The organism is Streptomyces sp. NPDC033165 (assembly GCF_055577965.1).
Map to the genome: position 1 here is coordinate 45,266 of NZ_JBVIPK010000018.1, position 23,348 is coordinate 68,613.

Annotated in this window: 19 protein-coding genes and 4 tRNA genes; 9 read left to right on the forward strand and 14 right to left on the reverse strand. The window is 71.2% G+C overall.

The features are described from left to right. The 3 genes from ACZ5WC_RS29885 to ACZ5WC_RS29895 form a co-directional block, all read right to left on the reverse strand. Positions 1-1,956: DEAD/DEAH box helicase (locus ACZ5WC_RS29885; RefSeq protein WP_468543732.1), on the reverse strand; the 1,956-nt coding region annotated here is incomplete at its 3' end. A gap of 239 nt (positions 1,957-2,195) precedes the next feature. Next, positions 2,196-2,786 (reverse strand): hypothetical protein, encoded by a 591-nt coding sequence (locus ACZ5WC_RS29890; RefSeq protein ID WP_468543733.1) that lies wholly within the window; start codon positions 2,784-2,786, stop codon positions 2,196-2,198. A 496-nt stretch (positions 2,787-3,282) separates the two neighbouring features. After that, on the reverse strand, positions 3,283-3,633 hold the full coding sequence (locus ACZ5WC_RS29895; protein WP_468543734.1) for a metallopeptidase family protein: 351 nt from the start codon (positions 3,631-3,633) through the stop codon (positions 3,283-3,285). 135 nt (positions 3,634-3,768) lie between these two features. Here ACZ5WC_RS29895 and ACZ5WC_RS29900 point away from each other — a divergent pair, with 135 nt between their 5' ends. The 4 genes from ACZ5WC_RS29900 (at position 3,769) to ACZ5WC_RS29915 (ending at position 5,756) form a co-directional block, all read left to right on the forward strand. Next, on the forward strand, positions 3,769-5,391 hold the full coding sequence (locus ACZ5WC_RS29900) for a metallophosphoesterase family protein (RefSeq protein WP_468543735.1): 1,623 nt from the start codon (positions 3,769-3,771) through the stop codon (positions 5,389-5,391). Positions 5,392-5,471: 80 nt separating this feature from the next. Continuing rightward, positions 5,472-5,544, forward strand: a tRNA-Glu gene (locus ACZ5WC_RS29905). 38 nt (positions 5,545-5,582) lie between these two features. Next, positions 5,583-5,657: transfer RNA gene (locus ACZ5WC_RS29910), tRNA-Asp, on the forward strand. 22 nt (positions 5,658-5,679) lie between these two features. Further along, a tRNA-Phe gene (locus ACZ5WC_RS29915) sits at positions 5,680-5,756 on the forward strand. A 38-nt stretch (positions 5,757-5,794) separates the two neighbouring features. On the opposite strand, the gene ACZ5WC_RS29920 is transcribed toward ACZ5WC_RS29915, so the two are convergent. The 3 genes from ACZ5WC_RS29920 to ACZ5WC_RS29930 are packed head-to-tail and all read right to left on the reverse strand — an operon-like array spanning position 5,795 to position 8,141. After that, positions 5,795-6,649, reverse strand: coding sequence for a cytochrome c biogenesis CcdA family protein (locus tag ACZ5WC_RS29920; RefSeq protein ID WP_468543736.1), 855 nt, complete (start codon positions 6,647-6,649; stop codon positions 5,795-5,797). Further along, positions 6,646-7,500 (reverse strand): DsbA family protein, encoded by an 855-nt coding sequence (locus ACZ5WC_RS29925; RefSeq protein ID WP_468543737.1) that lies wholly within the window; start codon positions 7,498-7,500, stop codon positions 6,646-6,648. Before ACZ5WC_RS29925 ends, ACZ5WC_RS29920 begins: the two co-directional genes overlap by 4 nt. Positions 7,501-7,553: 53 nt before the next feature. Next, positions 7,554-8,141 carry a hypothetical protein gene (locus ACZ5WC_RS29930; RefSeq protein ID WP_468543738.1) on the reverse strand — a complete coding sequence of 196 codons (588 nt, stop codon included), beginning with the start codon at positions 8,139-8,141 and terminating at the stop codon, positions 7,554-7,556. 135 nt (positions 8,142-8,276) lie between these two features. On the opposite strand from ACZ5WC_RS29930, the gene hrpA reads away from it, so the two are divergent. From hrpA to ACZ5WC_RS29945, 3 genes are all read left to right on the forward strand, one after another. Next, the gene (gene hrpA, locus ACZ5WC_RS29935) at positions 8,277-12,218 is read left to right on the forward strand and encodes an ATP-dependent RNA helicase HrpA (RefSeq protein WP_468543739.1); all 3,942 of its coding nucleotides are present in this window, start codon (positions 8,277-8,279) and stop codon (positions 12,216-12,218) included. A gap of 127 nt (positions 12,219-12,345) precedes the next feature. Continuing rightward, positions 12,346-12,420, forward strand: a tRNA-Asp gene (locus ACZ5WC_RS29940). Between the two features lie 173 nt (positions 12,421-12,593). After that, entirely contained in the window at positions 12,594-12,854 is a 261-nt protein-coding gene (locus tag ACZ5WC_RS29945) for a DUF6274 family protein (RefSeq protein WP_468543740.1), read from the forward strand. Positions 12,855-13,379: 525 nt separating this feature from the next. Here ACZ5WC_RS29945 and bldC read toward each other — a convergent pair. Beyond that, positions 13,380-13,586, reverse strand: a complete 207-nt coding sequence (gene bldC, locus ACZ5WC_RS29950; RefSeq protein WP_003949541.1) for a developmental transcriptional regulator BldC — start codon at positions 13,584-13,586, stop codon at positions 13,380-13,382. Positions 13,587-14,209: 623 nt separating this feature from the next. After that, a complete protein-coding gene (locus ACZ5WC_RS29955; protein ID WP_468543741.1) occupies positions 14,210-15,064 on the reverse strand; it encodes a DUF8083 family protein in 855 nt (284 codons plus the stop codon). Positions 15,065-15,240: 176 nt separating this feature from the next. On the opposite strand from ACZ5WC_RS29955, the gene ACZ5WC_RS29960 reads away from it, so the two are divergent. Both ACZ5WC_RS29960 and ACZ5WC_RS29965 read left to right on the forward strand, forming a co-directional pair. Then, complete coding sequence (locus ACZ5WC_RS29960) at positions 15,241-16,332, forward strand: Leu/Phe/Val dehydrogenase (RefSeq protein ID WP_468543742.1); 1,092 nt, start codon at positions 15,241-15,243, stop codon at positions 16,330-16,332. Between the two features lie 281 nt (positions 16,333-16,613). Continuing rightward, on the forward strand, positions 16,614-16,871 hold the full coding sequence (locus ACZ5WC_RS29965) for a DUF3073 domain-containing protein (protein WP_007447468.1): 258 nt from the start codon (positions 16,614-16,616) through the stop codon (positions 16,869-16,871). 126 nt (positions 16,872-16,997) lie between these two features. Here the strand turns inward: ACZ5WC_RS29965 and purM are convergent, their stop codons facing one another. The 6 genes from purM to ACZ5WC_RS29995 form a co-directional block, all read right to left on the reverse strand. Further along, positions 16,998-18,071 (reverse strand): phosphoribosylformylglycinamidine cyclo-ligase, encoded by a 1,074-nt coding sequence (gene purM / locus ACZ5WC_RS29970; protein WP_468543743.1) that lies wholly within the window; start codon positions 18,069-18,071, stop codon positions 16,998-17,000. Positions 18,072-18,134: 63 nt separating this feature from the next. Further along, positions 18,135-19,661: an amidophosphoribosyltransferase gene (gene purF / locus ACZ5WC_RS29975; protein ID WP_468543744.1), complete on the reverse strand. Its 1,527-nt coding sequence runs from the start codon at positions 19,659-19,661 to the stop codon at positions 18,135-18,137. 375 nt (positions 19,662-20,036) lie between these two features. Continuing rightward, positions 20,037-20,903 carry an META domain-containing protein gene (locus tag ACZ5WC_RS29980; RefSeq protein WP_468543745.1) on the reverse strand — a complete coding sequence of 289 codons (867 nt, stop codon included), beginning with the start codon at positions 20,901-20,903 and terminating at the stop codon, positions 20,037-20,039. Positions 20,904-20,950: 47 nt separating this feature from the next. After that, the gene (locus ACZ5WC_RS29985) at positions 20,951-21,754 is read right to left on the reverse strand and encodes a maleylpyruvate isomerase family mycothiol-dependent enzyme (RefSeq protein WP_468543746.1); all 804 of its coding nucleotides are present in this window, start codon (positions 21,752-21,754) and stop codon (positions 20,951-20,953) included. A 37-nt stretch (positions 21,755-21,791) separates the two neighbouring features. Then, positions 21,792-22,643 carry a M23 family metallopeptidase gene (locus tag ACZ5WC_RS29990; RefSeq protein WP_468543747.1) on the reverse strand — a complete coding sequence of 284 codons (852 nt, stop codon included), beginning with the start codon at positions 22,641-22,643 and terminating at the stop codon, positions 21,792-21,794. 59 nt (positions 22,644-22,702) lie between these two features. Beyond that, positions 22,703-23,245 carry an ArsR family transcriptional regulator gene (locus ACZ5WC_RS29995; protein WP_468543748.1) on the reverse strand — a complete coding sequence of 181 codons (543 nt, stop codon included), beginning with the start codon at positions 23,243-23,245 and terminating at the stop codon, positions 22,703-22,705. Between the last annotated feature and the right edge of the window lie 103 nt (positions 23,246-23,348).

Genomic DNA, 23,348 nt, shown 5'->3' on the forward strand with positions numbered 1-23,348 from the left:
GGAGCGGAAGCCGCCCGAGGGACGGTCGTCACGACGGTCACGGTTGAAGGAGGGACGGTCGTTGTCGCGGCGCTCGAAGGAACGGCCACCACGGTCATCGCGGCGGTCGTTGCCGCCGGAGCGGAAGCCGCCCGAGGGACGGTCGTCACGACGGTCACGGTTGAAGGAGGGACGGTCGTTGTCGCGGCGCTCGAAGGAACGGCCACCACGGTCGTCACGGCGGTCGCGGTTGAACGACGGGCGGTCGTCGCGGCGGTCGTTGCCGCGGTAGCCGCCACGGTCGCCGCCGCGGTTGTCACGGCGCTCGTAGTTGCCCCGCTCGTCGCGGCGCTGCTCGTCGCGGGCGGCCGGCTGCTCCGGTACGGAGACGGCTGCCACGAGGGCGGCCTCGGCCTCGGCGGCCACCTCGGCCACCGCCGCCTCGGGGTCCTCGCCCCGCTCGCGCGCGGCACGGGCGACCAGGCGGTCGGCCTCCTCGCGCAGCTCGACGGCGCGGCGCTGGACGCGCTCCAGCTGCTTCGTCAGGTCGGCGGCCTCGCGCTCGGCCTGCTTGGCCGCGTTGTTCGCGGAGTCGGCCTGGACCTCGGTGAGCGAGCGGGCGCCGGTGATCTCGGCGACCTCCGGCTCGAAGACGCCCGCGCCCTGGACGATGTGGCGCGAGGCGTCGACGCCCGCGTCCTCCATCAGGCGGAAGATCTGGCGACGCTGGTGCGGGAGCGCCAGCGAGACGACGACACCGGACTTGCCGGCTCGGGCGGTACGGCCCGAGCGGTGCAGGTAGTCCTTGTGGTCACCGGCCGGGTCCACGTTCAGAACCAGGTCGATGCCGTCCACGTGGATACCGCGGGCGGCCACGTCGGTCGCGACGAGCGCGTTGACGTAACCCTTCTTGAAGTCCTCCAGGACCCGCGTACGGGCGCCCTGGGTCATGCCGCCGTGCAGCGCGTCGGCCTTCACGCCGGACTCGATGAGCTGCTCGGCGATGCGGTCGGCGCCCAGCTGGGTGCGGACGAAGATGATCGTGCGGCCCTTGCGGGCGGCGATGGCGGCCGTGACCGGCGCCTTGTCCTTCGGCTTCACGACGAGGACGTGGTGCGACATGGTCGTGACGTTGCCCTGGGCGCTGTCGACCTCGTGCGTGACCGGGTTGGAGAGGTAGCGCTTGACCAGCGTGCCGATCTCGTTCTCCATGGTGGCGGAGAAGAGCATCCGCTGGCCGCCACCGGGGATCTGGTCGAGCAGCTCGGTGACCTCGGGCAGGAAGCCCAGGTCCGACATCTGGTCGGCCTCGTCGAGGACGGCGACCTGGACGTTCTCCAGGGAGCAGGCGCCGCGGTTGATGATGTCGCGCAGACGGCCCGGGGTGGCGACGAGGACGTCGACACCGCGCTCCAGCGCGTAGATCTGGTTGCCCATCGACGTACCGCCGCAGACGACCTTCATCTTGAGGCCGAGCACGTCGCCGTACGGCTGGAGCGCGTCCGCGACCTGCATGGCGAGCTCACGGGTCGGGGTGAGGATGACCGCGCGGGGCTTCTTCTTCTCGGTGTGGCCACCGGCCAGGGCGGCCAGGGTCGGCAGACCGAAGGAGAGCGTCTTGCCGGAGCCCGTACGGCCACGGCCGAGGATGTCCTTGCCGGCCAGGGCGTCCGGGATGGTCGCCGCCTGGATCGGGAAGGGCGTGGTGACACCGTTCTGCGCGAGCTTGCGGACGATGCCCTCGGGCAGGCCCAGGTCGCCGAAGGTGACGGTCGGCTCGGCGTCCGCCCCGGCCTTCTCGGCGTCGGCGGTCGCGTCGGCGGCCTTCTCGGCGTCGGCGGTCAGGGCGGTCGCGTCGGCGGCCGGCACGGCCTCGGCCTCGGCCTCGGCGGCCGGGGCGGTGGTGCCTGCGGGGGCCTCGGTCACAGCGGCCTCGACGAGCTCGGTGAGCTCGGCGTTGTCGATGTTCTCGGGCATGACGGTGCGGTCAGAACTGGAAATTGACATGCGAAATGCGAAACCTTCCGGAGTCTCGGCACGCGCCCATAACTCCGTGATTCGCAATTTCGACCGCCTCAATGCGGTCCAGCCACGGCAAGGGAGAGTACGCGCCACACGGCGCTCTTCTGTGTCGGCGCCGGGCAATGGGATCAAACGATCTACCACCATACGCACTCTCACCCACATTGCGCAAACCGCCCTCCCTGTGACCCCGGCTACACCGGCCCCACCTGCGGTGATGCCTCCGGCGTCCGCCGCGAGGCGGCATCGTCCGGTCCGCTCATCGCATGGGTGCGGTGCTGTGCGGCGGGCGAGGCCGAGGGCGGCGGCTCCGGGGGGTCGGTGGGCTCCGGCTCGGGCTCCGGGTCCGGTTCCGGGTCCGGGTCGGGCACCGGCGGGGCGGGCGGCTCCGGGCTCTCCGGCGGCGGCTCCCCCGGCCCCGGAGTCGAGGGCGTCGGCGTCGGGGCGTGACCCCCTCGGCTGGGCTGCGGGGCGCCGGGCTCGGGGAGCGGCTCCTTCGGGGCCCCCGACGCCTCCTCGCCCTCGGACGCGTCCGGGCTCGGGGTGCCGTCGGGGGACTTCCGGTCCGAGTGCGGGTGGGGGTCGCCCGCCCGCCCCCCGGACTGTCCGGAGCCGGGAACCGCGTCCCCGGCCGGGTCGGCGGCCGACCCCTTCGAACCGGCGGACCGCGAGGGGCCCGGCCGGGCACCCTCGTCGCCGTCACCGACGCTCATACAGCCGGTGGACGCGGCGATCGTCAACGCGGTGACGGCTGCCCAGCGGACAGGGACGGACAAATGGCGCACAGGGGCACCTCCGGGGCGAGGGGGCGGGAACGGAGAGCGGGAGCAAGGAGCAGGAGCGGAGAGCGGGGAGTACGGGCAGGAGCGAAGTGAGCCGTACGCGATACGGCGACGCACCGTGCCCAACTCCCCCGACCCCGCCGGAGACACGCCCGGAACACCACCCGCCCGCCCGGCCCCCGCCGAAGCGGCCCCCGCCGCGTCCCTCCTACGCCCGCACCAGCACCGACCGCCCCGCCCCCTCCGGGCCCGCCCCTTCCTGACTCCCGCACCCGCCCCTACCGCCGCGCTCCCCCTACGCCGATGAGGGCGCCGCCGGACACGTCGACCGCGAACACCGCCCGCCGGAAGCCGTTCCCTCCCGGCCGGAGCGCCAGGGCCCCGGAGCGGACAAGGGCTCCGAGCGCGCCGCCCGCCGGTGCCACCGCCGCGAGCACCCGGTCCTGCGGGGGGGGGGCAGGCGGTCAGGGCTCCGGCGGCTCGTCCGGCGGCTGCTCACTCACCCGTAGCCCAGCGCGTGCAGCCGCTCGTCGTCGATGCCGAAGTGGTGGGCGATCTCGTGGACCACGGTGATCTCGGTCTCCGCGACGACGTCCTCCTGCGACTCGCACATCCGCAGCGTCGGCCCCCGGTAGATGGTGATCCGGTCCGGCAGCACCCCGGCGTACCACTCACCGCGATCGGTGAGGGGGGTGCCCTCGTACAGCCCGAGCAGGTCGGGGTCGCCGGGGTCCGGTTCGTCCTCGACGAAGACCGCCACGTTGTCCATCAGCCGTGTCAGCTCCGGCGGAATCCGGTCCAGAGCCTGGCTCACCAGCTCCTCGAACTGTTCGCGCGTCATCTCCAGCACGCCGCCATTGTCGCGTACGACGAGCCGCCGCGGGCAGCCCGCGGCGGCTTCCCGCCCCCTCGCCCGCCCCCTCGCCCGGCGGACGCCCGGCCGGTGCCCGGCATGGACGAGGCGGTAACGGGGCATAGGGGCCCAATGGTCCGCGTCCCGTTCCGTGCCGCAGCCGAACGCGTACGGCACCGCCTCAGCCTGCTCGTCCGCCGCCCGAAGTCCCGCTTCGCCCCCCGCCCCCGTCCCCGCACGGCCGCCCCCGGCGATCCGACCGGACCCGCCCAGCACCCCTACCTCCGCGCGCTCGGCATGCTCGCCGTCGTCGTGCTGGGCGCCTGGCTCGGGCTGCTCGCCGTGGGGTCCATCCGTACGCCGGTCGGCCCCATGGACACCAACATGACCCTGCGCCCCTCCCTCTCCGGCGGCAGCAAGATCAACGTGGCGCCGCTCGGGGCCCTGGAGCTGGACTCGCACGTCGCGCCGCTCCGGCTGGACGTGGACGTGGACCGGCTCGACCCCGAGCGCTCCCAGGTCCTGGTGGACCAGCCGGAACGGTTCTCCGGTCTCCAGGACGAGGTCACCCGGGACGTCGCCGCCGGCACCCGGGAGCTCGCCGTGCGCTCCTGTGTCGCGGTCGTCTCCGGAGCGACCGCGCTCGGCCTCGTCGTCTACCGCCGCCCCCGCCGCGCCCTGGCCGCCGGCGGGCTCGCGCTCACCCTGCTGGCCGCGTCCGGTGTCAGCGCGTACGCCACCTGGAACCCGAAGTCCGTCCTGGAGCCGAAGTTCTCCGGGCTGCTCTCCAGCGCCCCGTCCGTCGTCGGCGACGCCCGGTCGATCGTCACCGAGTTCGACATCTACCAGCAGGAACTGGCCCGCCTGGTCACCAACGTCACCAAGCTGTACGACGCGACCTCCACGCTCCCCGTCTACCGGCCCGACCCCGGCACCATCCGGGTCCTGCATGTCTCCGACATCCACCTCAACCCGGCCGCCTGGCACATCATCACCTCGCTCGTCGAGCAGTACGAGATCGACGTCATCGTCGACTCCGGCGACACGATGGACCACGGCTCCTCCGCGGAGAACAGCTTCCTCGACCCGATCCGCGACCTCGGCGCGCCCTACGTGTGGGTGCGCGGCAACCACGACTCCCTCGTCACGCAGGCCTATCTGGAGAAGTTCGAGAACGTGCACGTCCTCGACGACGGGAAGGCGGTGAACGTGGGCGGGCTGCGGATCGCGGGCACCGGCGACATCTCCTTCACCCCGAACCGGACCGCCCCGGTCGGCGGCAAGGCGGCCGCCCAGCTGGAGGGCGCGCGCCTGGCCTCCGCGCTGCGCGACCAGAAGCGGGCCGGCACCCCGGTCGACATCGCCGTCGCCCACGACCCGAACACCGCCCGGGAGACCGACGGCACGGTCCCGCTGGTGCTGTCCGGCCACCTCCACCGCCGGATCAACGAACAGCTGGAGCTCGGCACACGGCTGAAGGTCGAGGGCTCCACGGGCGGCGGCGGGCTGCGCGCCGTGGAGAAGGAGAAGCCGGAGAAGGTGCACGCGTCGGTGCTCTACATGGACCGCGCCAGCCGCCGGCTCCAGGCCTGGGACGAGATCACGCTGGGCGGTCTCGGCCTGACGACCGCCGAGGTCAGCCGCCATCTTCCCGAGGAGAACCTGAAGGCCCCCGCCCCCACGTCGCCCGCCCCGCCGTCGCCCTCCGGCCCCTCCCCGACCGGCTCCCCGACGCGGCCGACCCCCTCGCCGTAAACCGTTTTGGCGATAGCTCCACCCATCCCATATGCTTCTCTCGTCCCCGACGCGCTGCAAAGCGAACCGGCGGGCCAATAGCCCTCATCGTCTAGTGGCCCAGGACGCCGCCCTTTCAAGGCGGTAGCACGGGTTCGAATCCCGTTGGGGGCACGTTTCACCGTGTGCGAGACTTGTTTCGCACATTGCTTGGTCCTGTGGAGCAGTTTGGAGTGCTCGCCACCCTGTCAAGGTGGAGGCCGCGGGTTCAAATCCCGTCAGGACCGCTTGCAGCCCCAGCGGCTGCGTGGCTGGGTAGCTCAGTTGGTACGAGCGATCGCCTGAAAAGCGATAGGTCGCCGGTTCGATCCCGGCCCCAGCCACCACTCGAAGGCCCCGTCCACCGGACGGGGCCTTCGCCGTGTCACACCTTCTCGGACTCCTCCGCGGGTACGTCCGCCTCGCGCCGCCGCCAGGCCCGCACACCGAGAGCCAGCAGCACCACGAGCACCACGACCCCCAGCAGCACCGCGTCCGGCACCCGCTCGCCCAGCTTCTGCGCCCACTGCTCGACCGCGAACGAGTCGTCGACGCCCAGCAGGCCGGGCAGCGCCGTCGTCCCGTCGTACGCGAGGAAGAGCGCCCCCAGGCCGATGAAGAACAGGCCCGAGAGCAGCGACGTGGTGTGCAGCTCGAACCGGCCCAGCCGGACGGTGCGGCCGCGCAGCCAGGCGCGGCGGCCGAGGTCGAAGCGCTCCCAGAGCAGGGCGAGCACGAAGAGCGGGGCCGCCATGCCCAGCGCGTACACCGCCAGCAGCAGCCCCCCGTAGACCGGGCTGCCGCTGACCGCCGCCACGGTCAGCACACTGCCGAGGATCGGGCCCGCGCAGAATCCGGCCAGACCGTAGACCGCGCCCAGGGCGTAGACCGAGAACGCGGTGGTGGGGCGGATTTGGCCGCTGAGCGCCGCCATGCGCCGGGAGGCGAAGCCGAGGCCGACGATCTGCGCCGCCCCGAGCGCGATGATCAACCAGCCCGCGCCCGTCACCAGGGCGTCCCGGTGGCCGTAGAAGAGCCGGCCCGCGTACGAACCGGCGGCGCCGAGCGGGACGAGGGTGGTGGCGAGCCCGGCGTAGAAGATGCCGGTACGGGCCAGCAGGCGGGAGGTGGAGTCGATGGAGTACGCGAAGAAGGCGGGCAGCAGCAGGGCGCTGCACGGGCTGATCAGGGCGAGCAGCCCGCCGAGGAAGGCCGCGAAGTATCCGATGTCCGAGGTCACTTGTCGGAACCCTTGCCGGCGTCCTTGCCGGAGTCGTCGGGACCCTTGCCGGCGTCCTTGTCGCTTCCGGCCCCCGCCGTGGACTTCGCCTGCTCGGCAGCCGCCTCGATGGCCTGCGTGAACGTCTCCTGCGGCTGCGCGCCCGCGATCGGACGGCCGTTGATCAGGAACGACGGGGTGGACGTGGCTCCGATCCCGTACGCCTGCTCCTGGTCCTTCGCGACCGCCTCGCGGGCCGCCTTGCCGTCGAGGTCCTTCATGAAGCGGTCGAGGTCCTCCACCCCGGCCTCCTCCGCGAGCGCCTTGACCCGCTCCTTGCCGAAGCCCTTCTCCTTCGCCCCTTCGGCGTAGGCGGCCCGGTGGAATTCCCAGAAGCGTTCCTGCTGCCCGGCGGCCCAGGCGCCGCGCGCGGCGTTCTCGGACTCCTCGCCGAAGATCGGGAAGTTGCGCCACTCGATGCGGAGCGTTCCGTCCTTCACGTACTTCTCGATCAGCTCTGGCTCGGTGTCCCGGGCGAACTTTCCGCAGTACCCGCACTTGAAGTCGGCGTACTCGATCAGGACGACGGGGGCGTCCGCGCGGCCGACGGCCAGCTTGTCGTCCGCGTCACGGCGGGCGAGCTTGGCGAGCTCCGGGTAGATGCCCTCGCCCGGGTCGGCGGAGGCCTCGGCGGCCGGGGTGGCGGCGGTGTCACGGGAGGAGTCGTCGGGGGAGGTGGCCTTGTAGGAGGCGAACCCGAGAAGACCGGCGGCGAGGACGACCACCGCGCCGTAGAGCAGGGGCTTGCGGGAGGTCGTCGGCTTCGCGGACTTCGCGGACTTGGCGGACTTGGCGTTGCTGGGCGTGGGCATGCGGCACTCCGTGCTGATGGTGCGGAAGGAGAGGGAAAGGGCGCGGGGCGGGCCTACACCCGCAGCACGGAGAGTTCGACCGGGGTCGGTGTGTACGGGACCGGGGCACGAGCCCGTATCCCCGGCGGCTCTGCCTCCGGCGCGCCCGTCGCGACGGGCGGCCCCCACGCGGCGAGGCCGGGCGCCTGGTCGTACGCGGCACGAGCCCGGGAGGGAACGGCGGGCTCGCTGTCGTGGTCCGGCAACTTCCCACAGCCCGGAATGCCTGGGTCGGGGTCGCCGACCTCCAGCGCATGGGTCACCGCAGAGGCCGTGGCGAAGGCAGAGGCCGTGGCGTCGGCAGAGGCCGTGGCGTCGGCAGAGGCCGTGGCGTCGGCAGAGGCCGTGGCGTCGGCCCTGGCAGTGGTCGTAGCCGTGGCGTCGGCCCTGGCAGTGGTCGCAGCCGTGGCGTCGGCCCTGGCAGTGGTCGCAGCCGTGGCGTCGGCCGGAGCGGCCGTCGCCCTGACTGCTCCCCCGGTTCCCCCGGTTCCCCCGGTTCCCCCCGCGTTCTCCGCCGCCGATACCGCCCCCACCGGCCCGCACAGCAGCCCCACGACGACCGCGAGCAGCGCCGCCAGGCTCCACCACTGTCTACGGGACACGGGACCGGACCTTTCTCGCGCCAGGAGCGGGGTGGGCTGAGCGTTCGACTGCCCGAAATGGTACGTGCCGCGTGACGCGGTCCGCGCGAAATGAGGTCGCCACTCCCCGGGCCCGGGTGAGATCCTGGAGCTCGTATGTCTACTTCCTTTGCCGATCTCCAGTCCCAGCTCGCACAGCTCTCGCTCCGCGACGCGAACCGGCTCGGCCGGCGCCTCGAAGGGGCGCGCCGCATCCGCAAGCCCGAGGCCCGCCAGTCCGTGCTGGACGAGATCGCGGCAGAGTCGGGCAAGGCGGCCGAACGGCTCGCGGCCCGCGCGGCCCGGCTGCCCGCCCTCTCGTATCCGGAAGAGCTGCCGGTCAGCCAGAAGAAGGACGAGATCCTGGAGGCGATACGCGACCACCAGGTCGTGATCGTCGCCGGTGAGACCGGGTCCGGGAAGACCACGCAGATCCCCAAGATCTGTATGGAGCTGGGGCGCGGGGTGCGGGGCATGATCGGGCACACCCAGCCCCGCCGGATCGCCGCCCGTACGGTCGCGGAGCGCGTCGCGGACGAGCTGAAGACGCCGCTGGGCGAGACCGTCGGCTGGAAGGTGCGCTTCACCGACCAGGTGAACCCGGAGTCGACGTATCTGAAGCTGATGACGGACGGCATCCTGCTCGCCGAGATCCAGACGGACCGCGAGCTGCTGGCGTACGACACGATCATCATCGACGAGGCCCACGAGCGGTCGCTGAACATCGACTTCCTGCTCGGCTATCTGGCCCGGCTGCTGCCCCGCCGCCCCGACCTGAAGGTCGTCATCACCTCGGCGACGATCGACCCGGAGCGGTTCGCGCGCCACTTCGGCGAGGCGCCGATCGTGGAGGTCAGCGGGCGGACGTATCCGGTGGAGGTCCGCTACCGGCCACTGCTGGAGGGGGCCGACGAAGACACAGCGGACTCCGACCGGGACCAGATCACAGCGATCTGCGACGCCGTCGACGAGCTGGGCCACGAGGCCCCGGGCGATGTCCTGGTCTTCCTCTCCGGTGAGCGAGAGATCCGGGACACGGCGGACGCGCTGAACAAGCGCAACCTCAGACATACCGAGGTGCTCCCCCTCTACGCACGCCTCTCGCACGCCGAGCAGCACCGCGTCTTCCAGCGCCACACAGGACGCCGCATCGTCCTCGCCACGAACGTCGCCGAGACCTCGCTGACCGTCCCCGGCATCAAGTACGTGATCGACCCGGGCAACGCCCGTATCTCCCGCTACAGCCACCGCACCAAGGTCCAGCGGCTGCCGATCGAGCGGATCTCCCAGGCCAGCGCCAATCAGCGCAAGGGCCGCTGCGGCCGTACGTCGGACGGCATCTGCATCCGGCTCTACTCCGAGGACGACTTCGTCACCCGGCCGGAGTTCACCGACCCGGAGATCCTGCGGACCAACCTGGCCTCCGTCATCCTCCAGATGACCGCCGCCGGGCTCGGCGACATCGAGAAGTTCCCGTTCATCGACCCGCCGGACCACCGCAACATCCGCGACGGCGTGCAGCTCCTCCAGGAGCTCGGGGCGCTGGATCCGGCGGAGAAGGATCCGAAGAAGCGGCTCACCCCGCTGGGCCGCAAGCTCTCCCAGCTCCCCGTCGACCCGCGCCTGGCCCGCATGGTCATCGAGGCCGACCGCAACGGCTGCGCCCGCGAGGTCATGGTCATCGCCGCCGCGCTCTCCATCCAGGACCCGCGCGAGCGGCCCTCGGAGAAGCAGACGCAGGCCGACCAGCAGCACGCGCGGTTCAAGGACGAGACGTCCGACTTCCTGGCGTATCTGAACCTGTGGCGTTACGTCCGCGAGCAGCAGAAGGAGCGCGGCTCGTCCTCGTTCCGCCGGATGTGCAAGCAGGAGTACCTGAACTTCCTGCGCATCCGCGAGTGGCAGGACATCTACGCGCAGCTGCGTACGGTGGCCAGGCAGATGGGCATCACCGTCGAGGAGCCCAAGGCCGACGAGGGCGTTCCCGAGCAGGCGGTGCACACCTCGCTGCTGGCCGGACTGCTGTCGCACATCGGGCTGAAGGACACCGAGAAGAACGAGTACCTGGGCGCGCGCAGCGCCAAGTTCGCGATCTTCCCGGGATCGGCGCTGTTCAAGAAGCAGCCCCGGTTCGTGATGTCGGCGGAGCTCGTGGAGACCTCCCGGCTGTGGGCGCGGGTCAACGCCAAGGTCGAGCCCGAGTGGATCGAGCCGCTGGCCCAGCACCTGCTGAAGCGCACGTACAGCGAGCCGCACTGGGAGAAGGACCAGGCGGCGGTGATGGCCTACGAGCGGGTCACGCTCTACGGGGTGCCGATCATCGCCCAGCGCAAGGTCAATTTCGGACGTATCGACCAGGAGGCCTCGCGGGACCTGTTCATCCGCAACGCCCTGGTCGAGGGCGACTGGCGCACGCACCACCAGTTCTTCCACGACAACCGCAAACTGCTCGGCGAGGTCGAGGAGTTGGAGCACCGCGCCCGACGTCGCGACATCCTCGTGGACGACGAGACGCTGTTCGACTTCTACGACCAGCGGATTCCCGAACACATCGTGTCCGGGGCGCACTTCGACTCCTGGTGGAAGCACAAGAAGCGCGAGGAGCCGGACGCCCTCGACTTCGAGCGCTCCATGCTGATCAACGAGAAGGCCGGGGCGGTCACCAAGGACGACTACCCGGACTCCTGGCGGCAGGGGAAGCTCAAGTTCAAGGTGACCTACCAGTTCGAGCCCGGCGCGGACGCGGACGGCGTGACCGTTCACGTGCCGCTCCAGGTGCTCAACCAGGTCACCTCCGAGGGCTTCGACTGGCAGATCCCGGGGCTGCGCGAGGAGGTCGTCACCGAGCTGATCCGCTCGCTGCCGAAGCCGATCCGCCGCCACTACGTCCCCGCGCCGAACTACGCGGAGAAGTTCCTGGACCGGGCCGTCCCGCTCCAGGAGCCGCTTCCGGTCACCCTGGCGCGTGAGCTCCAGCGGATGGTCGGGGTTCCGGTCACGGCCGACGACTTCGACCTCTCCCGGGTCCCGGACCACCTGAAGATCACGTTCCGCATCGTCGACGAGCGGCGGCGCAAGGTCGCCGAGGACAAGGACCTGGAGGCGCTGAAGCTCCAGCTCCGCCCGAAGGCCCGCCAGGCGCTCTCCAAGGCCGCCGCGGCGACCGCGGGGCCCTCGGGCGAGTCCATCGAGCGTTCGGGCCTCACGGACTGGACGATCGGCACGCTGAACAAGGTCTTCGAGACCCGGCGGGCGGGGCAGCCGGTGAAGGCCTACCCGGCGCTCGTCGACCAGGGCGACACCGTCGCCGTACGCCTCTTCGACACCGAGGCCGAGCAGCAGCAGGCCATGTGGCGCGGCACCCGGCGGCTGATCATGCTGAACATCCCGGTGCACCCCGCGAAGTTCGCCTCGGACCGGCTCACCAACCAGCAGAAGCTGGCCCTCTCCCGCAATCCGCACGGCTCGGTGCAGGCCCTCTTCGAGGACTGCGCCACCGCCGCCGCCGACCGGCTGATCGCCGCGCACGGGGGCCCGGCGTGGGACGAGAAGGCGTTCCGGACGCTGTACGACAAGGTCCGCGCCGATCTCGTGGACCTGACCGTCCGCACGATCGACCAGGTGCAGCAGATCCTGGCCGCCTGGCAGGCCTGCGAGCGCCGGCTGAAGTCCACGAACAGCCTGACGCTGGTCGCCAACGTCACCGACGTACGCGACCAACTGGCCCGACTCGTACCGTCCGGTTTCGTTACGGCCACCGGTCTGCGCCGGCTGCCGGACCTGATGCGCTACCTCGTGGCGGCCGACCGGCGGCTCCAGCAGATGCCGACGGCCGTGCAGCGGGACACCACGCGGATGGCGAAGGTCCACGAGATGCAGGACGAGTACGCCTGGCTGCTCGAACAGCTCCCGCAGGGCCGCCCGGTGCCGCAGGAGGTCCTGGACATCCGCTGGATGATCGAGGAGCTGCGGGTCAGCTACTTCGCCCACGCCCTGGGCACCGCGTTCCCCGTCTCGGACAAGCGGATCGTGAAGGCCATCGACGCCGCGGCGCCCTGACTCCGTCACCGCCCCGCGGGCCGCGGGGCGGTGACGGAGTCACCACCAGGAGTGAAGTCGACCTGGACCTCATCCCTCCTGTACAGTCTGGTTTCGCAGCAAGCCGCACGGCAAGCAGCGAAAACCTGGTCCTGTGGAGCAGTTTGGAGTGCTCGCCACCCTGTCAAGGTGGAGGCCGCGGGTTCAAATCCCGTCAGGACCGCAGTAGAGAAAGCCCGGATCGTTTCGATCCGGGCTTTCTCGCGTCGTGCCCCGCGTCTTGACGGCGGCACCTGCCGCGGGTACCCCGTAGAAGCAGAGGCTGTCCCTGTTTCTCGGCGTTCCTCGGCGCTTCAGACGGCGGGGGACGGCCGGGCCCACCGGGAGGTGGCTCGTATGTCCGCGTCCACAGCACGACACGAGACCCGCGCGCTGCTGCGCGCCCATCTGGCGGCCGCTTCCGGCTATCGCCACCTCACCCGGCACTGCGCGGTCTGCCACCGCCTGCTGCGCCTCGCCATGGACCCCGGGGACCCCGGCGGGCGGAGCGGGCCCACCAGCCCCTCCGACGCCCCTCAGGAGGCCGCCGGGCAGCCGGACGACCGCGGGGACGGGGGCAGGGACGGGGGCAGGGCCGAAAGGCCCTCCGCGACATGACCATCGGCCGGGTGATTCCGCGTTCGGACCGTGGCAGGCTCGTAGTTGGCAAGCATCGCGCGGTGTGACGGTAGTCACCGAAACAGTTTTCAGACCGGGGGATTTTACGCCTCCCCTACAACTGGTGAATTTAATATGTGCAATTGCACGGGGGGGGGCAGGTGCACGAGGACCGTTCCGTCCGGGGCTGTCCCACCGCGTCCGGGACGCTCACCCACACTCCCGCACAGACCCGCTCACAGGCCCACGAACACCCCCGCCGACCTCCTGAAGCCGACCGACCGCCCGGTTCCGAGGAGCCCCGCGGAGAGCGCGGGCAGAGGGCACAAAAAAGATCGCGCTGGACCCGGCGGAGTCCAGCGCGATCGATACGACGCACCCGCAGAACACAGGTATGACGCCCGTTGGGGCAGGCGTCCGTCGAGTGGAGCTATGGGCGGGCGGCTGGGGTTGGGGGACCCGGGAGCTGCCCGATGGTGCTGCTGTACTGCGTTACTGCTGTGCTGCTTGCGCGGCAGGGGTGTGTCAGGCCTCGCTGCGCTGCTGCGGAATACCCGCAAGCAGTGCGCGGACCTCTGCCTCGCGGTACCGGCGATGTCCACCGAGCGTGCGGATGGACGTGAGCTTGCCAGCCTTGGCCCAACGGGTGACCGTCTTCGGGTCCACGCGGAACATCGTGGCAACCTCAGCCGGGGTCAGCAGCGGCTCGGCATCAGGGGTGCGAGCGGTCATGAGCGGCCTCCTCGGGAGAACCGAACCTTCTCGGTTCTTTCCTCTAAATTCTGCACCTTGACCCGCGTTGCCCGAAATGGCGGACGCGGGCCGAGTCGGTTATAGGACGAACGGCTTGTCCTCGGCACTACAACTACACCATCCGTCCAGCCACGTCGGCCAAACCGATGGAATTGCCCTCCCAGGTGTTCATCAGCGACGGAAGCCGATGGACCATGCCATAGCGGACAGTCACGCCACAGTGACGATCAGTCACAGAGCGATCAGGAGTCGTCAGACCCCCCATAGAGTGCAATGCTGAGCATTCTGCTCTTACTTGGACAGAAGGAGCCCTCCCCGGACTCCTTGTCCTATTTTGGCATGAGGAGTAGGGATGGGCGCAAGGGCCCCGTAAGTGCTGTCCATCACGCTTGAGACAAAGGCCCGGTTCGGGACGTAGGTCCTGCGCCCAGCGACGTACGCTCCCGCCCCACTCGTCCCATGAGACCTCACGCATCACACGGGCCACCGGTTCACAGCCCGTCAGTTCTGCCTCCTCCCTTCGGTCGGCGTCCTCTGCCTTTCGTCCTGGACGAAGGATGCCCCGGTTCCATCACGTTGATGCCGCTGTGGGTCTTTTCACGTCAATTGGTGAACTGGCGGTCCCGGACCGCCCGCCAGCGCTCCGCCAGCCGCGCGTAGGCCGCGCCCGCCGCCTCGCTGTCACCGTCCCGGAGCGCGGCGAGCCCCTCCGCCACATCGGCCGCCGACCGGTCCGCGTCCAGCTGCTCCGCCGGCAGCGCGTGCACCAGGCCGCCGTAGTCGAGCTCGACCAGCGAGCGCGGATGGAACTCCTCCAGCCAGCGGCCCACATCCACCAGGCCCTCGGTCAGCGGGCCCTCGGCGACGCTCTCGCGCAGCGTGCGCAGCGCCCGCGCCAGCCGCCGCCGGGCCTCCACCATCGGGGTGCGGTAGCGCAGAACAGGGCCGGCGCCCTCACCGTCCGCCGCCGCGTACTCCCGCTCCTCGTCGTGGAAGAGGACGAACCAGCGCACCGGGACCTGCCACACCGTGGTGCGGATCCACGGCCGCGCGTCCGGGTGCCGGGCCTGCCAGCGCTCGTGGTCCGCCCTCGCCTGGCCGCGCACCACCGACGGCAGCAGGGCGTCCAGCACGTTGGCCGGAAACACTCCCCCCTGCTCCTCCAGCCCCTCCAGGGCAAGCCAGCCCCGCAGCCGGGTGCGCCACGGGCAGACGCACACCGCCCCGTCCAGCTCCGCCACGAACGCGTCGCCGCTCTCGTGCACGGGCACGCCCACCGGCGGCGTCGGCACCAAGTCGGCCAGCGAGCGGCGCAGTTCGTCCTGGGCCGTGGGAAGGTCCGCACGCTGCGCGTAGCGCGCCCAGTGACTTCGCTCGGGCTCGGCGAACGCGGCGAGCGGCTCGTAGATCCGGAGGTAGGACGCGTAAGGGACGAGCACCGAAGACACCACCGACATGCAGCGCATCGTGTCACGGCCGTACACCCCCAGGGGGTGATCCTCCGCACGGGGGCAGATCCGCGCCGCCGGAGGACTTACGCTCTTGCCCATCGGACCGGCCGTGCCGGTCGGTCCGGGGTCCTCCCCACCCTCAGGAGGGCCTCCTGCCGCTTCGTTATTTGGGAGTCACCACAGTGACCGATGTGACCGGCGCGCCTGTCGATGTACTGCACACCCTGTTCCACTCGGATCAGGGTGGCCACGAGCAGGTCGTGATCTGCCAGGACCGTGCCAGCGGCCTCAAGGCCGTCATCGCCCTCCACTCCACCGCCCTGGGCCCGGCCCTCGGCGGCACCCGCTTCTACCCGTACGCCTCCGAGGCCGAGGCCGTCGCCGACGCGCTGAACCTCTCGCGCGGAATGTCGTACAAGAACGCCCTGGCCGGGCTCGACCACGGTGGCGGCAAGGCCGTCATCATCGGCGACCCGGAGCAGATCAAGAGCGAGGAACTCCTCCTCGCCTACGGCCGGTTCGTCGCCTCTCTCGGCGGCCGCTACGTCACCGCCTGCGACGTCGGCACGTACGTCGCCGACATGGACGTCGTCGCCCGGGAGTGCCGCTGGACCACCGGCCGCTCCCCCGAGAACGGCGGCGCGGGCGACTCCTCGGTACTCACCGCCTTCGGTGTCTTCCAGGGCATGCGCGCCTCGGCCCAGCACCTGTGGGGCGACCCGACGCTGCGCGGCCGCACGGTCGGCGTCGCCGGGGTCGGCAAGGTGGGCCACCACCTCGTCGAGCACCTGCTCTCGGACGGCGCGAACGTGGTGATCACCGATGTCCGCGAGGAGTCGGTACGCCGGATCACCGACCTGCACCCCGAGGTCGCGGTCGCCGCGGACACCGACGCGCTCATCCGTACCGAGGGCCTGGACGTCTACGCGCCGTGCGCGCTCGGCGGCGCGCTCAACGACGACACCGTGCCCGTCCTCACCGCGAAGGTGGTGTGCGGCGCGGCCAACAACCAGCTCGCACACCCGGGCGTGGAGAAGGACCTGGCCGACCGGTCGGTTCTCTACGCACCCGACTACGTGGTCAACGCCGGTGGCGTGATCCAGGTCGCCGACGAGCTGCACGGGTTCGACTTCGACCGGTGCAAGGCGAAGGCCGCGAAGATCTTCGACACCACGCTGGAAATATTCGCACGTGCGAAGAAGGACGGGATTCCGCCGGCCGCGGCGGCCGACCGGATCGCCGAGCAGCGGATGGCGGAGGCGCGCGGCCGCTGAGCCGGGCGCGACCCCGGACCGCCGACCGGCGAGACAAGACTCACGCCGGTCGGCGGGTCGTACGCCCACAAGAGGTTAAAATCGCAGTTGACCAGCGAGGACGGGGCTCCTCACTGGCCCTGTGCCGGGGACCGTGATGCGGGCGGCGTACCGTATGGCCACGGAAGCAGGTACCGTTAAAGCCCTACAGGCGCGGTCTCTCTGCCGAGAGTCCGTCCTGAAACATGAACGCGTGTCAAGACTCTGGGGCCGTCGAGCCCCGTCACCGAGGGGGTCGAGCCATGGGGCGCGGCCGGGCAAAGGCCAAGCAGACCAAGGTCGCCCGCCAGCTGAAGTACAGCAGCGGCGGGACGGACCTGTCGCGTCTGGCCAATGAGCTGGGCGCATCGCCTTCGAGTCAGCCACCGAACGCAGAGCCGTTCGAGGACGACGACGAGGAAGATGACCCGTACGCACAGTACGCGGATCGCTACAACCAGGATGATGACGAGGATCAGGACGATCAGTCCGGTCCCTCGTCCCAGCGCCGCGGCGCTTGACCTCGCGCTGACACAACAACCCGGTCCGGGCCTGCCCCGGGCCGGGTTCTGTGCTGTCCCGACACGGAGCGGACACCTTCGTCCGTTGTGCGCCGGGCGGACGCCCGGCGCACAACGGCATGCTTCCTAGCGTGCGTAGCTGCCGGTCAGCTCGGCTCCCGTGGTGCGGTCACCGCGGTCGGTGATCTCACCGGCGACCCAGGAGTCGACCCCGCGGTCGGCCAGGGTCGTCAGCGCGGCGTCCACCGAGTCCGCCGGGACGATCGCGATCATGCCGACGCCCATGTTCAGCGTCTTCTCCAGCTCCAGCCGCTCCACGTTCCCGGCCTTGCCGACGAGGTCGAAGACCGCGCCGGGCGTCCAGGTGGAGCGATCGACGGTGGCGTGCAGCCCGTCCGGGATGACCCGGGCCAGGTTGTTCGCCAGGCCGCCGCCGGTGACGTGGCTGAAGCCGTGCACCTCGGTCGTCCGGGTGAGCGCCAGGCAGTCCAGGGAGTAGATCCGGGTGGGCTCCAGAAGCTCCTCGCCGAGCGTCCGGCCGAACTCCTCGACCTGCCGGTCCAGCGTCCAGCCCGCCCGGTCGAAGACCACATGGCGGACGAGCGAGTACCCGTTGGAGTGAAGACCGGAGGACGCCATGGCGATGACCGCGTCACCCTTGCGGATACGGTCCGGGCCGAGCAGGCGATCGGCCTCGACCACGCCCGTACCGGCTCCGGCGACATCGAAGTCGTCCGGTCCCAGCAGACCCGGGTGCTCGGCGGTCTCGCCGCCGACCAGGGCGCAGCCCGCCAGGACACAGCCTTCGGCGATCCCCTTCACGATGGCCGCGACACGCTCGGGGTGCACCTTGCCGACGCAGATGTAGTCGGTCATGAACAGCGGCTCGGCACCGCAGACGACGAGGTCGTCCACGACCATGCCGACGAGGTCGTGGCCGATGGTGTCGTACACGCCCATCTGCCGCGCCAGGTCCACCTTGGTACCCACGCCGTCCGTGGCGGAGGCCAGGAGCGGGCGCTCGTAGCGCTTGAGCGCCGAGGCGTCGAAGAGACCGGCGAACCCGCCGAGGCCGCCGAGGCCCGCGACCTCGGGACGCTGCGTCTTCTTCACCCACTCCTTCATCAGCTCGACGGCACGGTCACCGGCTTCGATGTCGACGCCGGCCGCCGCGTAGGAAGCACCTGTTGTCTCAGACATGGCCTGGGATCTTTCGTGTGGAGATACGGGGCTGGGGAGGGAGGGACGCGGAACCGGTCCGGGTCACGGACGGCGCAGCGCGTCGGCCGCGGCGGTCGCCGCGGGGCCCGCCGCCAGCTCGGTCTCCAGCAGCTGCTTGCCGAGCAGCTCGGGGTCCGGGAGCTCCATCGGATATTCACCGTCGAAGCAGGCGCGGCAGAGGTTCGGCTTGTCGATCGTCGTCGCCTCGATCATCGAGTCGATCGAGATGTACGAGAGCGAGTCGGCGCCCATGGAGGTGCAGATCTCGTCGACGGTCATGCCGTTGGCGATCAGCTCGGCGCGGGTCGCGAAGTCGATGCCGAAGAAGCAGGGCCACTTGACCGGCGGGGAGGAGATCCGGATGTGGATCTCGGCCGCTCCGGCCTCGCGGAGCATCCGGACCAGGGCGCGCTGGGTGTTGCCGCGGACGATCGAGTCGTCGACGACCACCAGGCGCTTGCCCTTGATGACTTCCTTGAGCGGGTTCAGCTTGAGCCGGATGCCGAGCTGGCGGATGGTCTGCGAGGGCTGGATGAAGGTCCGGCCGACGTAGGCGTTCTTCACCAGTCCGGCGCCGAAGGGGATGCCGCTGGCTTCCGCGTACCCGATCGCGGCGGGGGTGCCGGATTCCGGGGTCGCTATGACGAGATCCGCCTCGACGGGGGCCTCGGCGGCCAGCTTGCGGCCCATCTCCACGCGGGAGAGGTAGACGTTCCGCCCGGCGATGTCGGTGTCGGGGCGGGCCAGGTACACGTACTCGAAGACACAGCCCTTGGGCTTCGCTTCTGCGAATCGCGAGGTGCGCAGACCGTTCTCGTCGATGGCGACGAGCTCGCCCGGCTCGATCTCGCGCACGAAGCTGGCGCCGCAGATGTCGAGGGCGGCGGACTCGGAGGCGACCACCCAGCCGCGCTCCAGCCGGCCGAGGACCAGGGGGCGGATGCCCTGCGGGTCGCGGGCGGCGTAGAGCGTGTGCTCGTCCATGAAGACGAGGGAGAAGGCGCCCTTGACGTCGGGGAGCACCTTGGCGGCGGCTTCCTCGATGGTGAGGGGCTTGTCGTCCTCGTCGCGCTGACCGGCGAGCAGCGCGGTCACCAGGTCGGTGTCGTTGGTCGCGGCGACCTGGGTGGCGCGGCCGTCCTTGCGCGGGAGGTCGGCGACCATCTCCGCGAGCTGGGCGGTGTTGACCAGGTTCCCGTTGTGGCCGAGGGCGATCGAGCCGTGCGCGGTGGCACGGAACGTCGGCTGCGCGTTCTCCCACACCGAGGCACCGGTGGTGGAGTAGCGGGCATGACCGACCGCGATATGGCCCTGGAGAGAACCCAGAGACGTTTCGTCGAAGACCTGCGAGACCAGTCCCATGTCCTTGAAGACCAGGATCTGGGACCCGTTGCTCACTGCGATGCCCGCGGACTCCTGTCCACGGTGCTGCAGGGCATACAGTCCGAAATAGGTGAGCTTGGCGACCTCTTCACCCGGAGCCCAGACACCGAAGACGCCACAAGCGTCCTGGGGGCCTTTCTCTCCGGGGAGCAGGTCGTGGTTGAGTCGTCCATCACCACGGGGCACAGCACCGAGTGTAGGCGAGATCGACCACTGGTCCGAATTCGGGACCGGTCGGCAAAGGCACGGCGGAGCACGGGGAACGCGTCGCGGGCCGGTGCCGGGAGGGCGTTTCGGGGGGCTTCGGCCGGTCACCCAGGGTGAGTGGCCGAAGGGCGGGCAGGCCCCCCGTGGCCGGCGTCCGGCGCTTGCCGCCCGGCTGAGGAGCCGGTTACCGGCCGGTCGGGGCGTCCGCCGGGACCGGAGGCCGCGACCCGGTGACGACCGCCCGGCCGTGGCGTTCGGTGAGGCCCCCGGGCCCCGGCCCGACCGCTGGCCGAACGCTCGTTTCGTGGTGAGCCTCACACCGTACGCGCGGTGTGCCGGGGCCTGTGGCCGGAGTCAGCCGTGCTGCCGCGGGGTCTTCGGGGCGCCCTCCGCGTCCGCGACCGTGGCGGCGATCCCCTTGTCGTCGGCGGCGGTGAGCGTGAGCGTCTGTCCCTTGATCGTGTACGTCACCTTGCCGTCGAGGGCGGCGAGCACCGCGCGCTCCGTCTCCATCTCCGCCTTCGGGCACATCCTGCGGGTCCCGGCCACCGGCCCGAAGGTGATGGTGTCGCCCTTCACCGTGGCCTTGGCGTGGAAGGCGTTGCAGCCGGAGTCGCCCTCGACCGTGCCGTTCTCGCGGAAGGTGAGGTGCGGCGTCCGCTCCTGGGGCAGATCGGCCGGGACGGAGGTCGCGCTCTCGCCGCTGAGCAGGGTGTTCACCGCCCAACGGGTGTCCACGAGATCGGCGGCGGACTGCTCGCTGAGCGCGACGGTGTCGCCGCCGCCGGTGGTGAGGGTGAGCTCCTTGCCCGCGAGCTTCGCGGTGAGTTCGCCGGTGAGCACGCGGGTGGCGGCCCTCTCGAACGCCTCGATGTCCTCCTCGCACGCCATCTGCGTGGAGACGGGCCCGCCCACGGTGATCCGGTCGCCCTCGACCCGGGCCTCGGCGCTGATGTGGTTGCAGCCGAAGTTCGCGGTGGCCCGGCCCTTCGGGTCGATCTCCAGCCGGGCACCGTCGGGCGCCTCGGTCTTCTTGCCCCCGACGGTGACCGAGTCCACGTTCCACCGCACCCCCGTGACGGGCACATCGCTCCGCACGGTGTCGCCGCGGTCGCCGGAGCCCGCGCCGGAACCGGACCCGGAACCCGGCTCCGTACCGCAGGCGGCGAGGGTGAGGAGGGCCAGGACGCTGACGCTGAGGGCCATACGTTGTGTGTGCATGGCGATGGGACGGTACGAGGGGCCGATCCGGTTTCGCGCCCTCGGGCTCAGCTCATCAGGGGCAGCAGCGCGGCCAGGTCCGCCCGCTCGCCGCCGGCGCTGACCTCGGCGTCCGCCAGGGCCCGCGCCCATTCCGTACGCCCGGTGGCGAGCCGGATCCAGGTCAGCGGGCCGGTCTCCACGACATTGGGCGGGGTGCCGCGCGTGTGCTTGGGGCCGCCGATGCACTGGACCACCGCGAACGGCGGGACCCGCACCTCGACGGAACCGCCGGGCGCCCGGTCCGCGAGGGCGTCCGCCAGCAGCCGGGTGCAGGCGGCCAGGGCCTGCCGGTCGTACGGGATCTCCAGTCCGAGCGCCTCGTTCAGGTCGTCCGTGTGGACGACCAGCTCGACGGTCCGGGTGACCAGGTAGTCGGTCAGGCGCATGGAGCCGACCCGGGTGGCCAGCAGCCGTTCTCCGGTGCCGGACGCCGGGACAGCCGCGGTGAACCCCGCCTCCGCCTCCTCGTACAGCGCGGCCAGGTCGCGACGGGCGGCCGCCAGCTCCTCGACGTCCTCGGCGATCCGGCCGGCGTGGGCCGCGGTGACCGAGGGCCACCGGGGCAGGATGACCTCGGGCTTGGGGCCGGGCGGCTCCGGCTGGTCCAGGGACCGGCCGACACTGGCGAGCCCCATCGCGACATGCGCGGCGAGCTCGCGCACCGTCCAGGGGCCGAGCCGGGTGGGCCGGGCGAGCTGGTCGGGCGTCAACGTGCGGACGGCGTCCCGCACATGGCCGAACTGTGCGAGGACGGCGGTCCGGGTCCTGAGGTGGTCGTAGGCGCGCGGGCGCTTCTTGGCCGGGGTCATGGGGCCGAGACTAACCGGCCCCTCCGACATCGCCCGGTCAGGCTGGTTCGACCTGCTCCCCGGCCGTGAACGTCTCGCCGCCCGCCGGGACTCCGACGCCCCGCCAGGTGAACGGGACGCCCCGGGCGGTGTCGAGATCCGGGCCGTCCATCAGCTGGAAGTGGAGGTGGGGTTCGGTGGTGTTGCCGGAGTTCCCGCACCGGCCGATCCGCTGCCCGGCCCGGACCGTGTCCCCCGCCTTCACCGTCAGCGAGCCGCGCTGGGCGTGGGCGTAGGCCGCGTACGTACCGTCCCCGAGGTCGAGGATGACGTGGTTGCCGAAGACCCGGTGCACGCCGAGGACCGACCGGATGCTGGCCTCGACGAGCATCAGATAGGCGAGCGCGGGAAGCGAGTTGCGGCTCAGGTGGTCGCGCTGGCCGTCGCTCGCCGCCACGACCGTGGCGTCGGCCACCGCGAGCAGCGGGGCGCCGAAGGCCGGGAAGTCGCGGTTGCGGCGGAAGACCGGCCACAGCATCCGGAACGGCGGACGAGCCGGAGCCCCGCCGTCCGCCGGCTCCGGGTCGGCCAGGATGTCGATCGCGTACGTCTGACCGTAGACGTGCGTCCCGTGGCTCGGGGCCTTGTCCGCCGGGCTGTTGAGGGCCGCCCAGCGCCCGGCCACCGGCGGGTCGACCGCCACCGGGTCCCGCGGCTCGCCCCGGGGCGCGGCGGCCCTCGTCTGGAGCGCGAGCGTCGTCAGCAGGAGGACCGACACGACGGCCGCGGGCAGCAGGGTGGTCGTCCACCCCGGTCCGGGCAGATCCGTGAGGAACTCGGCGGTCACCAGCGCGAACAGGACCACCCAGGAGATGCGGTGGGCCCTCTCCACGGCACTGCGAACGGACATCTTCAGCTTCCCCCTGTTGTCGTAGGTCGTCTCGTCGTAAGCCGTCCGCGGACGTCGGTCTACGGCCGCGCCGCCGTCAGCACCACCAGCAGCGGTACGACCCGGGCGGCCGGAACCTCGTACCGTCCGCGCCCGGCCGCGTGCAGCCAGCCCGAGCCGGTCAGTTGGCGCAGGTGGTGGTAGATCTGGCCGGTGGTGCCGACCCCGTCGAGCGCGGCCAGCTCGGCGGTCGTGCGCAGGCCGCCGAGGATCTCGCGGAGCAGGCGCAGCCGGACCGGGTGGCCCAGCGCGGCCAGGGCCTCGGCGGCACCCGCCCAGGCGTCGCCCTCCTGGCCCTCGTCCCCCTGCTCCGCGCCCCCGTCGAGCAGCGCCTCGGTCAAGGCGCCGTACTGCCATTCGTACTGCTCGCCGGTGGGCAGCCGGACCGAGCCCGTGTAGAGGACCCCGCCGTCGGCTGCGGCCTCCCCGGCGTCGGCGAGCTGCTGCTTGAGCCCTTCCAGCGCCCAGAGGCCGCCGTCGCCCAGGCGGGGCGCCTCGCGGTCCTGCCGCTCAAGCGCCGTGAGCCGCCTCTCCAGCTCGGCGACCCGCTCCTCCAGCTCCATGACACCAACCTTACGTAATTACGTAATTTCCATCAAGAGAGTTCCGGAACAGGTTCCGGGAAGGCCGAAGCCCCCGCCCGGGTCATCCGGGCGGGGGCTTCGG

Bases quoted from the DNA above. Each gene is read 5' to 3' on its own strand.
- ACZ5WC_RS29985 (WP_468543746.1), bottom strand. From the start codon at position 21,754: ATGACCCCGGCCAAGAAGCGCCCGCGCGCCTACGACCACCTCAGGACC.
- hrpA (WP_468543739.1), top strand. From the start codon at position 8,277: ATGTCTACTTCCTTTGCCGATCTCCAGTCCCAGCTCGCACAGCTCTCG.
- ACZ5WC_RS29990 (WP_468543747.1), bottom strand. From the start codon at position 22,643: ATGTCCGTTCGCAGTGCCGTGGAGAGGGCCCACCGCATCTCCTGGGTG.
- ACZ5WC_RS29900 (WP_468543735.1), top strand. From the start codon at position 3,769: ATGGTCCGCGTCCCGTTCCGTGCCGCAGCCGAACGCGTACGGCACCGC.
- ACZ5WC_RS29995 (WP_468543748.1), bottom strand. From the start codon at position 23,245: ATGGAGCTGGAGGAGCGGGTCGCCGAGCTGGAGAGGCGGCTCACGGCG.
- bldC (WP_003949541.1), bottom strand. From the start codon at position 13,586: ATGACCGCTCGCACCCCTGATGCCGAGCCGCTGCTGACCCCGGCTGAG.
- ACZ5WC_RS29980 (WP_468543745.1), bottom strand. From the start codon at position 20,903: ATGCACACACAACGTATGGCCCTCAGCGTCAGCGTCCTGGCCCTCCTC.
- ACZ5WC_RS29945 (WP_468543740.1), top strand. From the start codon at position 12,594: ATGTCCGCGTCCACAGCACGACACGAGACCCGCGCGCTGCTGCGCGCC.
- ACZ5WC_RS29925 (WP_468543737.1), bottom strand. From the start codon at position 7,500: ATGCCCACGCCCAGCAACGCCAAGTCCGCCAAGTCCGCGAAGTCCGCG.
- ACZ5WC_RS29965 (WP_007447468.1), top strand. From the start codon at position 16,614: ATGGGGCGCGGCCGGGCAAAGGCCAAGCAGACCAAGGTCGCCCGCCAG.
- ACZ5WC_RS29955 (WP_468543741.1), bottom strand. From the start codon at position 15,064: ATGTCGGTGGTGTCTTCGGTGCTCGTCCCTTACGCGTCCTACCTCCGG.
- purM (WP_468543743.1), bottom strand. From the start codon at position 18,071: ATGTCTGAGACAACAGGTGCTTCCTACGCGGCGGCCGGCGTCGACATC.